Below are 13,709 nucleotides of genomic sequence, written 5' to 3'. Positions count from 1 at the left end.
TGACCGGATAGCCCTCGCGCTGGAGGTTCTTGATCACGCCGTTCCAGCTCGAGGAGTCCGCGAACGCGCCGTGCACCAGGACGACCGTCGGCTTCTCGGCAGGGGACTGGGCGTTGTTCATGGTCTTCCTCACGGTTGTGGATCAACGAGGTGTCGGGGGCGGCTCGCGTGCTCTCTGCCCCTCACGTGCGGGCACGTCGGGCCCTGAGGGCCGGCCCACCCGGCTTCGTTCATGCTCGGGGTGCCGATGTCCCGGTCCTGGCCGGTGAGATGCGTACGGCTGCCGGTGGATGACGATCGGCACTCTCTGAATGAATGCAATATATTGCACATGGCATGATGCAGTGTGTCAAGCGGTCCGCGTGGGAGGCCTGGCCACTTCCGGGCGAAAACCCCGCGATGCGTTCAGGGGCCAGGCGGGGTGATGACCCGGCGGCCTGACTCCTTCGGTGTCCATGGGGTCACGTCGGGCCGCAATGCGGCGCGGTGACCGGTGGGCCGGTTCGGAAACCGGGCGCGGCCGGCGCCCGTCATGAGGGGAGTGCTTCTCTGTCGTGCCCTCAGGCCGGCCCGATGAGGCGGAACGCCGCTCGCGGCACCGGCGGCGAGGTGAACCGTGACTCGATGAGAACCGTTGGGATGAAGAGGGCGCCTCTCCGCCGGAAGTTATCGGAAGTGCGGGACGGCCCATCCGCCGCCGTACCGCATTGATGCCTGATGGCCGGCCGGGCGAAAGTCCGGCAGTGATGTCCGTCGAGCACGCGGACAAGTAACCGGCCGGTAATTCAACAAGGCACGTGCCATCCCGCAGCGCCGACTTCACGGACCAAGCCGCGGATCCGTCCCCCCGCCGAGCAGGCGATGCATTCAAGTATTTCTGGAGAAGCGAGCAGAAGGAGAAGCTGTGAAGCATTTCGATTACGTGGTCGTAGGGGCTGGTTCTGCCGGGTGCGTTGTCGCAGCACGGCTCACCGAGGACAGCGACAGCCGCGTGCTTCTCCTGGAAGCCGGCGGGGAGGACACATCGGATTTGATCCATACGCCGTCGGCCTGGCCGGCGCTCTGGGGTACTGAATTCGACTGGAACTACAGCACCGAACCGCAGGCGGGCACAGCCGGATCGGTTCATTCCTGGCCGCGAGGAAAGGTGCTCGGTGGATCCAGCAGCATCAACGCCATGGTTTACCTGCGAGGTCACAGGAATGACTTCGACAGATGGGAGCGGGGGGGTGCTGCCGGATGGGGGTACAGCGGTGTGCTTCCGTTCTTCCGCCGGATGGAGCACGTTCCGGGTAACGAGATCGACTACAGGGGCCGAGGCGGTCCGATAACTCCGAGCGTCGCGAGCGACCCCAATCCCCTCTCCCAGGTTTTCCTCGATGCGGCCGCAGAGCTGAGCCACCCCATGACTCAGGACTTCAACGGCTCTGTCCAGGAGGGCGCTGGATGGCATGAACTCCTGATCGCGGGCGGTAAGCGGCTGAGCGCCGCCGCTGCCTATCTCCATCCGGTATCAGGCCGGCCGAACCTGACGGTCGTCACGGGTGCACGGGCGCGGCGGCTTCTTTTCCGGGCGTCGCGATGTGTGGGAGTGGAGTACGTACACGAGGGCGAACTGACCCGAGTGGGGGCAGAGGCGGAGGTGATCGTATGCGCCGGCGCCGTGGATTCCCCGAAACTTCTTCTCGCCTCGGGAATCGGGCCTGCCGAACATCTCCGTGAAGTGGGCGTCGAGGTGGTCAACGACCTTCCTGGCGTAGGGCAGAACCTGCACGACCACCCTCTGCTGGGATACGTCGTCGAAGCGAGCAGGGAGATTCCTCCGGGCACGGCGAATCATGCCGAGGTCTCCATGCTCTGGCGCAGTGAACCGGGTCTTCCCGGCCCGGACATGCAGTTCATGTTCATCCATGTCCCGTTCCACCCGCCGACCCTTCAGTCGCCGGCCAACAGTTACACCATCGGCATTGCCACTGTTCCGCGCAGCAGGGGTTGGATCAAGCTGTCCGGTTCCGACCCGGACAGGCCGCCCGTCATCAACCCCAACTATCTCGATGACGACTACGATGTCCAGCGCCTGCTGTTGGGTATCGAACGGGCCCGCGAGCTGAATGCTGCTCGCGCGTTCAGCGGTTGGCGCAACAAGGAAGTTCTTCCGGGCCGCGACGTTCAAAGCGAGGCGGGACTGCGTCAATTCATCGCCCAGGGTACTGGAACGTATTATCACCCGGTGGGCACTTGCAAGATGGGGGTGGATGAAATGTCGGTCGTCAATCCGCATCTCCAGGTCCACGGTATGGCCGGCCTTCGCGTGGCCGACGCCTCTGTGATGCCGACCATTGTCAGCGTGAACACCAACGCCGCCACCCTCATGATCGGCGAGAAGGCCTCGAGCCTCATACGAGGAGATCGCCTTTCCGCGGACTTCCGCCAGGGCTGACCCGATGACCTGTGCCGTCGGCGGGTGTCCAGGCGGAAAGTGAGCGTCCTCCGGTCCGCCCGCCGGGCACGCTCGTCGGAGAGGCGCACGGTGCGCGGATGCGGAGGGACTCCTGGTGGACGGGCGGACGCCGGGGCCACGCCGACCCGCCCGACGCCTCCCCGGTGTCGCGGCTCCCGCGGAGAACGCCGGCCTTCCTGTGCCCGTGATGAACCCGGCGGCGGTGGCAGACGTTGTGACGGACGGGAGCCCCGGGCAGTGCTCGCGTCGCGCCGGGTCCCTGAGTTCTCCGGTCGCGGACGTCGACCATCGCGCGCTGCTGCCCCAGGCCGGTCCGGCATGAGTGAGGGGCGCCGCGCCGGTGAACACAGCACCAGGACCGGGCCGACAGCGGACAACGCTGTCGGTACCGGGAAGAAGGCGCTGCGACGACAGCCTCGGCGTGGTGGCCGGGGCACGCGCACGTGATCGAGCACGTCCAGAACACGAAGGTCCTCCTGCCCCCGTCCCCCCATCACCCCGCACAAGGAGATGGCTCTCTGTGAGCACCGCACCCGACCTGCTCCGTCAGGAACCATGCCCTGATGACGCGCCCGCGGACGGTGAGCATGCGGTGGCCCTGGCCGTTGCCGCGTGGGAACGGGCCGGTATCGACCTGGGGAGCCGGAGCCTGGACCGCCACCTCTCCGAGATCGCCGACAGGGGTGCCCTCCGGCTCCTTCGTGAGCGCGGTGGTGACCTGTCCTCCTCCGTCGCCCACGGTGAACTGCTCACGGTGACCGCGGCCCTGCGTCAGGTCCTCGGCTACAGTCCCACGCCGACGGCCGCGGAGGCCGTCACCTGGGCACTGGCGCTGAAGCAGGCGGCGGCCCAGTCGTTGGAAGGCCCCGTCAGGGACTTCCCCATCCGCTTCACCGACGGCCCGTATCAGGGTCTTGTCCTTCCCTGGCCCGGTCACAGCACGGGGCGGGGACCGGTGATGTCGTTTCTGGTGCCCGTCAAGTGGTACGACGGCCCCGTCCTCCGGCACGGAGAGGCGTGGTACACGCGCGCCGACGATGCCGGGGGTGACGGAGTATGGCCGTACCGGCTGGCGGAGAAGGCACCCGAGGGAGCCGTCCCGCACATCACGGCGCCGGACACGAAGCGCGGTGACAGGTGAGGGAAGCGGCTTCACCGGAGACCGACGACCGCCCCTGCGGGCCGATGGACCGCTCGGCCCCGCCCGCCTCGGTGCTCCCGCCCCGGCCACCTTTCGGCACCGGTTGCCGCCGTTTCCTCGGACGTGGACCATGACGGCGCCGGGAACGGCGGCGCGGGCCCGCCCCCGCGACGGCCGGCCGGAGGGAACGGCCGGCCGCCGCGGGGGAGGCGTGCGACGGCACACCGGGCGGGTGCGGGAGGTTTGGGGAGCGGCAGGCTCCCCCGTCGGCTGCCGCTCCGCCGGACCGTCGGCGCCTCACATGCTCCGCCACGCCCGGCTCGCATCGCGCCCCCCGTCACCGGCCGTCGGCCGGTCGCGGGCGCCGCGTACCTCCTCCGGCGGAGAGCACACAGTCCCTTCTCTCGCTCATTCGTCATCCACAAGCCCCCACGGGAGTTCAAAGTGCCGCCCCAGCCCAAGCCCCAGGACCCGGCGCTGCTGGACGGAGCGTCGTCACGCTTCGCGAAGGCGTTCAGCAGCCGAGCCACGAAGAGCCGCGAGGGCGGGGAACCGGGTTCGCGTTCATGGATCTGGATAGTCTCTGCGGTCGCGCTCACCGCCTGCATCATCGCGGTGATCTTCGCGGTCGCGAACTTCCGGTCGGATGACAAGGAGGTCGCAGCGCACTCCAAGGCGGTGGAGGGGGGATCGGCGCAACCGGGTGACCCGCGCGGTACTCCGTCCCCTTCGGACCGTCCGGGAGGCGCCGGGGCGCCCGGTGCCGGGACGTCCGGGCTCGTTCCGAGGGCGCCCGGTGGCGCCGCCGGAGGCGCGGAAACCGTCAACGGATCCGGCAGGCCCGCTGAAGGACCGGAATCCCCCGGCAGGTCCGACGGCACTGCGCCGTCCTCGCCCGCCGAGGGCTCGCAGCCGCCGCGTTCGGGTTCCGGCTCACAGCCCACCGGCGCGGCGGAGGGAACGAATGACGGCCGGACGACGGGAAGCACGAGCCGGCAGACCCTCACCTACGCAGGTGTGCAGGTCCGCAGCCACAACGGAGGGCGCTGTATCGCCGCCTCCGGTGCGAGAAGCGGCACGGCCTCGGACGGCACCCGGCTGGTGATCTGGGACTGCGAGGGAGGATCGTGGCAGAAGATCGATTTCCGGTCCGACGGCACCGCCCGGATGTTCGGCCTGTGCATGGACCTCGCCTGGGCCGGTCAGAGCAACGGCACCGCCGTCCAGCTCGCCAAGTGCAACGGCGGCTGGGCACAGAAGTTCAAGCTCAACAGCGCGCACGATCTGGTGAACACCGAGATCGGCAAGTGCGTCGACATCGTCGACAACAAGAGGACCAACGGCGCCGCACTCCAGCTGTGGAGCTGCTCCGGCTCCGACAACCAGAAGTGGAGCAAGCGCTGACCGACGCCGCGGGGAGGACGCCGGCCGGGCCGGATGAGCCCTCGTCGCCCTCCGGGAGACGGCGGACGTGTCCGTGACCGGGCCCCGGGCGCTCCCCGCGGGCGGACGGGAGGGCCGCGTGCGCGCGTCGCCCCGCAACCGCGGTGCCCGCCCGGCCCCGCCCCGCGCAGGGACCGGCGCGAAGGCGTCCCGGCGTCATCCGGTTCACGCGGATGCCGGACACCGTCCCCCGGCCCGAGGAGGCGCGGGCGGTCGCGTCACCGACCGGCTGCCGGCCACCGCGACGGGCATGACGCATGACCCTCCTCGCCCCCGTGCCCGAGGCGTCGGGCCGGGCGGCCGGGCATGTCCGGTCAGCCGCGGCGCAAGACGTACCGTCCCCCGGCCCGTCGCGTCCGGTGAGATATGGGCAGGAGAACGCTGCCCGGCACCGGCGACGCCGGGAGAACCGGACGGCCCCTCCTGCCCGCGGCGCAGCGAGGCGCGCACCTCAGCCGACCCGGACGTACCGAACGCGCATGTCCGAACCGCACACACAAGGAGTTCTCGATGAACGCCTCTGGCAATCCCTCACGCCGACGCGTCCTCCAGGCAGGAGTCACCGGCATCGGAATGGCCGCCCTGTCCTCGCTGGAGACCCCGGCGATCGCCGCCCCCGCCCACCGGGCCGACACGAGGCGGCTGACCTTCACCGGGGCCACGAACGCCTCCGTCGCCGTCTCCCCGGTGAACGGCGCTCTGATCGCCGAGGTGCAGGGGGTGCTGTGGTCGGTACCTCGCGCAGGCGGAGAAGCGACAGCGCTCACTGCCGTGGACCTCGAACCGACCCGTGTCGTCTGGGCCCCCGACGGCTCGCGCATCGCCTTATGCGCCTACCGGGGAGGCGGATTCGGCCTCTGGACGATGCGCCCCGACGGCTCCGAGCTCCTGCAGGTGACGTCCGGCCCCTGGGACGACCGAGGAGTCTCCTGGTCCACCGACGGCTCCCGCCTGGCATTCGCCTCCGAACGAGGCGGCGACCCCGTCGGCGGCACGTCCTACGCGATCTGGACGGTAGATGTCCGCTCCGGCGAACTGACACAGATCACCCGTCAGCCCGGCGTCGACGACTACGACCCCGCCTGGCACCCCGACGGATCGCTCGTCTTCGTCCGCGCGGGGAAGGACGGAGGCCGGACGCTCGCCTCCGTCCCCGGCACCGGCGGTGACGTGACCGTACTGCGCACCGTGGAGAACAGCACCCTCGTGGGACCCGCGGTGAGCCCGGACGGAAGGATCGCCTACGTCCAGATCGCGGACGCGGTACCGCCGTTCAACGCCACCTCGTCCCGCCTCATGATCGACGGCCGGGCCGTCTCCGACGGAGAGGACGTCGCGCCCCATCCTCCCTCCTGGAGCCGGGACGGCGAACTCCATTACTTCGCGGACGGACAGCTCCGCGTCCGCAGGCCCGAGCCGGGCAGGGCGGGCGGCGCACCCGTGACGGTGGACTTCACCGCTTCCGTGGACGCGCCCCGGCCCGTCCGCCCGACCAAGACGTACGACTTCGACGGGACGGCCGCGCAGCAGGTCCGCGGCATCCACCTGCCCGTCCTCTCGCCGGACGGCACGTCCGTCGCGTTCACCGCGCTCAACGCGCTGTGGGTCATGCCCATCGGCGGACGCCCGCGGGAGGTGGTCCGTGCCAACCGCTTCGGCTACGTCCAGATGCCGTCGTGGGCACCTGACGGACGCAGCGTCCTGTACTCCTACGAGGGGACGGGCCACGGGAACGGGCTCATCGGTGTGCACCGGCACTGGCTGGACAGCGGCCGGGAGGAACTCCTGGCGGCCGGCGGCCGCCTGAATCCGGTGCTCAGCCCGGACGGTTCCCGGCTCGCCTGCCAGGACTCCACGGGCAACCTCCTGGTCAAGGACCTGGCCTCCGGTGAGGAAACGACCGTCGTGGCACCCCTGGGCGCCAATGGGATCCCCGGCGGGCCCAGTTGGTCCCCCGACGGCCGGTACATCGCCTTCTGCGACCGCAACCGCCTCACCCAGCGGTTCCGCGAGGGCTACAACGTCATCCGGGTCGTCGACACCCGGACCGGGCAGTGGACCCTGCACCAGCCCATGCCCCACGCCTCGATCTCCGACCGGGGCAACGCCGGTCCCGTCTGGTCGCCGGACGGGACGGCGATGGCCTTCGTCATGGAGTCGGCCCTGTGGGTGATGCCGGTCCGCCCGGACGGCACGCCGGCCGGCGATCCCCATCGCCTCACCGACGAGGCCGCCGACCACCCCTCCTGGTCCGGCGACGCGCGGACCCTCCTCTACGAGTCGAGCGGATCCCTGCGGCTCATCGGCCGCAACGGCACCTCCCGCCGGAACGTGCCGGTACCCCTCACCTACCGGCGCAGTCGCCCCGCGGCCACCGACGTCACCCGCGTGCACGCCGGACGGCTGTGGGACGGGACCGGCCACACGGTCCGCGAGAACGTCGACGTCGTCATCCGGGGCAACCGGATCGCCGCGGTGGAACCCCACCGCGAGGGCCGGCGCCCGGGCGAGACGTTCATCGACGCCTCCGCCTGCACCGTAGTCCCGGGCCTGTGGGACGCCCACACCCATCCGTGGCAGTACACCTACGGAGGACGCCAGAGCAGCCTCATGCTGGCCTACGGGATCACCACCAACGTGTCCCTGGGCGGTTTCGCCCACGAAGCGGTACGCATCCGTGAATCCGTCGCCGCCGACCGCATGGCCGGACCGCGGCTCTTCACCAGCGGGGAACTGCTGGACGGCAGCCGGGTCAGCTACAGCATGGGCCGCGCCCACCGGACGCCCGCCGGGCTCCGCCGCTCCCTGGAACGTGCGGTCGCCCTCGAGTACGACTTCGTCAAGACCTACGTCCGGGCTCCCGCATGGCTGATGCGGGAAGCCGGCCGTGTCGCCCACCAGGACCTCGGCGTACTGGCCGGGAGTCACTTCCTGCCCCTCGGATCGGGTCTGGGGCACGACCTGACCACGCACCTCCACGCCACTCAGCGCGCCGAGCACGGGCGGTCCTTCTCACCCACCGGCCGCTCCTACCAGGACGTCAGAGAGACCTACCGGGGCGGCGATTTCAAGCTCATCATGACCCCCTTCCCCGCTCTGGCCCTGATGGGTGCCGACCCCGCCCTGGCCCAGGACCCCCGGGTCACCACGCTCATGCCGCCCTGGGACGCGGCTCAGGTCGCCGCCTACAGCGCCACCCCTCCGGGCCCCGACCATCTGCACGCGATCGAGGAGGAGGTGGGGACCTACAAGGACATCATCGACCACGGCGGCGTCGTGGCCCTCGGCAGCGACGCGCCGCTGACCCCCACCGGTCTCCACATTCACCTCGGTCTGCGGGCGCTCCGCTCCAGTGGCCTGTCCGCCTTCGAAGCCCTGCGCACCGTCACCGTCGTCCCCGCCGGCCTCTTCGGCGTCGACGACGCCCTCGGTACCCTCGAACCCGGGAAACTCGCCGATCTCACCGTCGTCGACGGCAACCCCTTCGAGAACTTCGACGACCTCGTGCGTACGCCATGGGTCATGCGTGACGGCATCGTCCACCGACAGGACGATCTCCTGGCGGCGTACACCGAGGACGCGTCGGCCGGCCGGGACTCCGCCGACTGGCTGGAGGTCAGCCGTCAGCTGCGCAGGGAACCGTGCTGCCCTCAGCACCCCTTGACGTAGGCCGTTCGCCGGACGGGCGCCGTGCGGGACGCCGCACGACGCCCGTCCGGCGGGTGGAGCGGCCGGCCCGCCGGACCGGCCGCCAGGACCTCAACCGCGCGAAGGCGCGTTCGCCCGGTGCTCCCGGCCGGGCATGGCCGCGGTCGAACCGCTGGTGGTGCGAGTTGTCCGCGGTGGTTTCCGTACGGTCGCGCCGGCGCCCTGGCAGGCGCGGTCCGCGAGGATCCCGTCTCGTGGGCACGCGCGGCGGCCGGATCGTGGATGTGCCCTGGCACGGCACGGGAAACGGCGTCCGGCCGTGTGACGGCCCGGACGTTCATGTGTGCTGCTCGGGTTCTCGGGAGGAGTACGGCTCGTCCGCGCGGACGCGGCCGGCGGCGTCCGGATGTCGTCGACGACGAAGTCGCCACCGCCCGGACCGGCCAGGGCTTCGTGCGGACCCGGCGCCCGGGCCGCGAGGACGTCCAGGGTCTCGCCGACGCGGCCGTTCGGGCGGAGCCTCCTGGGCTCGCGGACCGATCGGCGGCCGTCCGGCACGAGGTGAACCGTGCGGTCCGGTCAGGAGGAGGGACCGCCCAACTCCGCGCGGAGGGAATCCAGCACCGGGAGGAGCCGGCTCTCGTGCCGGTCGAGAAGCGTTCGCTGCGCGTCCTGCACGGCGGCGACGATCTGGTCGGCCAGACTCCGCACGTTGCCCGGATCGGCGACGACCGGTGAGATCGTCAGGTCCACCAGGACGCCTTTGCCGTCGACCGAGGCCCGCACCGCACCACCGCCGGCTGTTCCCTGCGCCCCCGTCCTGCTGAGTTCTTCCTGCGTCTCGGCCACCTTCTCCCTCAGCAGACGGGCACTGTCCAGGAGTTTGTGGATGTCGAGACCGTTGCCGAGTTCCATGTCCGTGTTCCGATCGTGTGGGCCCCGGGGAGCGGGCCGCCGTTCTGGGGAGAGGCCGACGTCACCGCGGTGGTCCGGTCGCTCTTCGGGACACCGGCCGCGCCTTCGCACTTCCTCCGCGAAGCCGGAACGGCACGGTGCCCGGTCCGTGGGACGCCGGCCGGATCCCGGCCCTCGGTGCTCCGGCCGGTCAGGAGCCGGAAGAGCGGCCGCTGCTCCCGCTCCTGGACACCCGGACTCGTCGACCGCGCCGGCTCGGTCACCGCGCGGAGGCTGTCGTGCGGCCGTACCGGAGAACCGGGAGGTTCCCGTGACGGCCGGTCCACGGCACACAGAGCGGATGACGTGGTCGAAGGTGAGCCTCGGCGCGCGGGGGAACAAGACGCCGAGGCTCCCCGTGCGTAACAACGTTCGCCCTGGCCCCGGGGTTCACGCGTTGCCGGCGAAGCCTCCGGGAGCATCGCCGGTGCGGGACCGCTGGGCATGCCGGTGATCCGGAACGCGCGCTCCGTCGGGCGGTGTCCGGAGGACGCCGCACGCGCGGACACCGGTTCGCCCACGTCAAGTCCCTTCCGGCTTCCGGCCCGTATGCCTCCCGGTCTCCCCTGGCCGCCCAGGTGAACCGGAACCGGTCGCACCCCGTTGTCCTGACTGAGGCGACACGGCGGGTGCGATCGCCGTCCTGCGTCGTCGTGACGCGTACCTCGAGCGCCGCGTCGCGGCGCCCTCCCGCTGCCGACCGGTACGCCGCTCGCGGTGAACGGGGCCGGCGATGTCGTCGGCGGCTTCGGGGCCGTGCCGAAAAGGAAGACCACGAAGGGTGCCGACGAGTGCCGCAGAACCGAGGTGCCCCGCAAAGGGGTGGTGTCCGCAGTCCCGACGACGCCGCTTTCGCCGGTGGCCCGGCCCGAAGCGGCGAACCGGACCTCTTCGTCCAGTGCGCCGGTCCTGCGGCCCGGCCCCGCCTGTCCACGGCTCCGTCCCGCGTCACCGACGGGCACCCGGCTGCCGTGGCTCAAGCCGGGGACGGTCCGGAGCCCTTCCCCGGCTTTGTCCCGGACGTGTCCGACGGTGACCACACGATCCGCGGGAGGGCGGACGGCGCGTTGACGGACCGAGCGGTGGCCGACCGTGCCAGGGCTCTTCCACGGGCCGGCCGCACCGGCCCCGGTGGGCCGGAGAGCGGGTGCCCGGAGCCTCTGTCCGTCCTGGCCCACGGGGCGGCCACCCGTCCCCGTCTGCTGATTTTCGGGGCCACGGACCTTGCGGGTGCTCTCAGTTGGACCGGCGGCTTCCTCGGCTATCGGGTCACCGTCTGCGACGCCCGCCCCACCGCAGCCACGGCCGCACGATTCCCGTACGCGGACGAGGTGGTCGCCGGCCGGCCGCACCACTACCTGCGCCGCACACAGGTGGACGAGCGCACCGTCGTCTGCGTGCTGACCCGTGACGCCGAAGGTGACATCCCCCTGTTGCGGCTGGCTCTCGACCTGCCGCTCGGGTACGTGGGGGCGATGGGATCCCGGAACGTTCATGACGGGCGGCTGCGTCTCCTGCGGGAGGAGGGCGTCACGGAGGACCGGTTGACGCGACTGCGCCGTCTGACCGACTTCGACCGCGGCACGCACACGCCGGAGGAGACGGCCGTTTCCATCATGGCGGAGATCATCTCCCACGTCAGTCGTGGTGCGGGCCGGCCGCCGCGTGGATCACCCGGCTCAGAGGTGGTCCTCTCCCGTCGTTCCATCCCGGAATCCGTGGGTGATGTGGTTCCGCGGGGTCGCGGCAGGAGATGATGTTCTCGCCGGTGGGACGGCGGGCCGTGAGGTCGGCCGTTCGAGGGTGGGAAGTCTGTTCGAGGTTCGAAAAACCCTTCGCGCAAGCCACGGTGGAGACTGCGATGGGCCACTCGTCCGTCCGAGTCTGTTTGCGCGACCTTTGAAAGTGGAGCGGATGAACGTGTCGACCGGCGGCAGGCGGCTGCGAAGCCTGACCGCCATAGCAGTCCTCGTCTGTGCGATCGCTCTGACATCCGGCCCGAGTCATGCGGCCCCGGGTGCCCCCGTCCCGCGGGACGACAAGACGATCGAGGGCATCCGTGCCGAACTGGACGGTCTCTACCGCGAGGCGGAGGTGGCCACCGAGGCGTACAACGCCGCGGACGAGAAGGCGGCCGGGCAGGAGAAGCGGCTGACGTCGCTGCGCGAGGACCTGGCCCGTGCCGAGGACCGGGTGGACGATCTGCGCGACCTCTCGGGCGTGGCCGCCCGCACCCAGTACCGCGGGGGCAACCTCGCCGCCACGGGCATTCAGCTGCTGCTCGGCGACCACCCCGAACAGGCCCTGAACGAGGCCTCCCAGGCGCGTCAGGCCCTGCGGAGCCTGGTCGGCGTCTCCGAGAAGCAGAGGACCGCTCGCGCGGAGCTGGCCCGGCACACCGACGCCGCCGAAAAGGAACTGCGGAAGCTGAAGAGCACCCGTGCGGACAAGGCCGAGGCGAAGCGGAAGATCGAAGGCAGGATCGCCGCGGCCGAACGGATCGAGGCGGGACTGGAGAAGGAACAGAAACGCAGACTGGCCCAGTTGGAGAGGGAACGAGCGAAGGAGGCCGAGTCCAGGTGGGCGGCTTCCGGCGCGGGCGGAGGTTCCTCCACCGGAGCCGGCTCGACGGGAAACGGACCGGGCGGTGGCGGGACGAAGGCGAGTGGAGCGGCCGTGAGGGCCGTCGGCTTCGCGATGGCGCAGATCGGCAAACCGTACGTGTGGGGCGCCGTGGGTCCCTCCTCGTACGACTGCTCGGGCCTCACCTCCGCGGCCTGGGCGGCGGCCGGGCACTCCATACCCCGTACCTCGCAGGCGCAGTGGCAGGGACTGACCCGCGTCCCCCTCGCGTCCGCGCGGCCCGGCGACCTGATCATCTACTTCAACGACGCCACGCACGTGGGCATGTACATCGGAGGCGGGCGGATGGTCCACGCTCCGCGGCCCGGACGCACGGTCACGACCGCGCCGGCCGCCTCCATGCCCGTACTCGGTGTCGTCCGGCCCGGAGTGTGAGCGGATGTCCCACTCACTGACAACCCGTGACGAGGGGAACCTGCCCGCGCTCGGCGCGCCGCCGCTGATCCGCCTCGACGCCTACGTGGCCGAGGACGGCTCCACGGTGGTCAACGGCCATCTGCTGCAGATGGGCGGCACGCGACCGCCCGACGAGGCGATCCTCGACGCCGTCGCCATGTTCGCCCGCACCCTGGGATCCCCGGTGGCGGCCACCGTCATCGACCGCACCGCGCAGCAGATGGTACGTCTGCGTGTGTACCCCGATGGTTCCAGCAGGACCATTGCCGACGAGGACGACCTGCCGCCCGGGCCCGAGCGCACCGCCGCGGAGGAAGAGGCGTTCCCTCCGCTCGCCCGCGTCCAGCGGATCATCCAGCACGCGCAGCGCGAGGAGTTGCACGCGGCGTTCGTCCTCGCCAGCGCGCTGCGCGAGCACCTCACTCTGCGCAGAGGAACGGAGGACGAACTCGCGCTGGAGGCACGGGCGATCGAGGCGTACCTGGCGTATCGACGGGGCGACTACACGGTCGCCACGACTCTGGCGCTGACCGTCGCGCGCGTTCGCTGCCGCACCGAGCTGGACCGGGCGGCGCCCGAGGTGGCCCGCGCCACCGCGGCGTGGCAGCGGCTGGTGGACGAGGGCCAGGTGGCCGTCCGGGGGCGGGAACTGCTGCACATGTGGGAGCGGTTGTCCGAGGAGGGCCTGCTGCTGGAACCGGCCCACCAGGTCATGGCCCAGGCCGTCCGGAGCCGGCTCGAACAGGGCGTCCGGTCCGTACCGCCGGCCCCGGCCGCGACACCGGTGCTGCCCGCGGGCCAGGGACCGGCAGCCCCCGAGGACAAGCCCCTCAAGCCCGCACGACGAGGACTGCGGCGCTTCACCCGCCGGCCCGGCCGGTCCACCGGGACATCGCTCTGAAAGCCCGCCGGGGAACATGCGAGGGTCAGGGGCGGTTCCCCAGCCCGGCCCCTGACCCCGAAGGCCGATGACCTCGCCTGCCAACCCCGTTCCGCACGGTGCTCGTCGCTTCGGCGCGGCAA

Annotated in this window: 8 protein-coding genes and 1 pseudogene; 7 read left to right on the top strand and 2 right to left on the bottom strand. The window is 71.1% G+C overall.

From position 1 onward, the window contains the following. Nucleotides 1–121 (bottom strand): annotated as a pseudogene (locus ACF1DX_RS36880) (alpha/beta hydrolase); the annotation flags it as partial. 783 nt (nt 122–904) lie between these two features. Here ACF1DX_RS36880 and ACF1DX_RS36875 point away from each other — a divergent pair. The 4 genes from ACF1DX_RS36875 to ACF1DX_RS36860 all read left to right on the top strand — a co-directional run bounded on the left by ACF1DX_RS36875 (nt 905) and on the right by ACF1DX_RS36860 (nt 8,714). Further along, a complete protein-coding gene (locus ACF1DX_RS36875; protein ID WP_391795517.1) occupies nt 905–2,440 on the top strand; it encodes a GMC family oxidoreductase in 1,536 nt (511 codons plus the stop codon). 541 nt (nt 2,441–2,981) lie between these two features. Beyond that, complete coding sequence (locus ACF1DX_RS36870; RefSeq protein WP_391795516.1) at nt 2,982–3,602, top strand: hypothetical protein; 621 nt, start codon at nt 2,982–2,984, stop codon at nt 3,600–3,602. A 1,017-nt stretch (nt 3,603–4,619) separates the two neighbouring features. Further along, a complete protein-coding gene (locus tag ACF1DX_RS36865) occupies nt 4,620–5,006 on the top strand; it encodes a ricin-type beta-trefoil lectin domain protein (protein WP_391795515.1) in 387 nt (128 codons plus the stop codon). 549 nt (nt 5,007–5,555) lie between these two features. Next, nucleotides 5,556–8,714 carry an amidohydrolase family protein gene (locus ACF1DX_RS36860; RefSeq protein ID WP_391795514.1) on the top strand — a complete coding sequence of 1,053 codons (3,159 nt, stop codon included), beginning with the start codon at nt 5,556–5,558 and terminating at the stop codon, nt 8,712–8,714. Nucleotides 8,715–9,272: 558 nt separating this feature from the next. Here the strand turns inward: ACF1DX_RS36860 and ACF1DX_RS36855 are convergent. Further along, nucleotides 9,273–9,608 carry a YbaB/EbfC family nucleoid-associated protein gene (locus ACF1DX_RS36855; RefSeq protein ID WP_391795513.1) on the bottom strand — a complete coding sequence of 112 codons (336 nt, stop codon included), beginning with the start codon at nt 9,606–9,608 and terminating at the stop codon, nt 9,273–9,275. Between the two features lie 1,121 nt (nt 9,609–10,729). Between ACF1DX_RS36855 and ACF1DX_RS36850 the strand changes: the two genes are divergently transcribed. The 3 genes from ACF1DX_RS36850 to ACF1DX_RS36840 all read left to right on the top strand — a co-directional run bounded on the left by ACF1DX_RS36850 (nt 10,730) and on the right by ACF1DX_RS36840 (nt 13,587). After that, the gene (locus ACF1DX_RS36850) at nt 10,730–11,404 is read left to right on the top strand and encodes an XdhC family protein (protein ID WP_391795512.1); all 675 of its coding nucleotides are present in this window, start codon (nt 10,730–10,732) and stop codon (nt 11,402–11,404) included. A 157-nt stretch (nt 11,405–11,561) separates the two neighbouring features. Beyond that, complete coding sequence (locus tag ACF1DX_RS36845; protein WP_391795511.1) at nt 11,562–12,665, top strand: NlpC/P60 family protein; 1,104 nt, start codon at nt 11,562–11,564, stop codon at nt 12,663–12,665. A gap of 4 nt (nt 12,666–12,669) precedes the next feature. After that, nucleotides 12,670–13,587 (top strand): hypothetical protein, encoded by a 918-nt coding sequence (locus ACF1DX_RS36840; protein WP_391795510.1) that lies wholly within the window; start codon nt 12,670–12,672, stop codon nt 13,585–13,587. The last annotated feature ends 122 nt before the right edge of the window (nt 13,588–13,709 follow it).

The sequence above is a fragment of the Streptomyces sp. NPDC014676 genome (genome assembly GCF_043084105.1).
In the GTDB taxonomy this organism is placed as follows: Bacteria; Actinomycetota; Actinomycetes; order Streptomycetales; family Streptomycetaceae; genus Streptomyces.
Note: the sequence above shows the minus strand (reverse complement) of the source record. Positions and strands in the feature narration are given on the sequence as shown.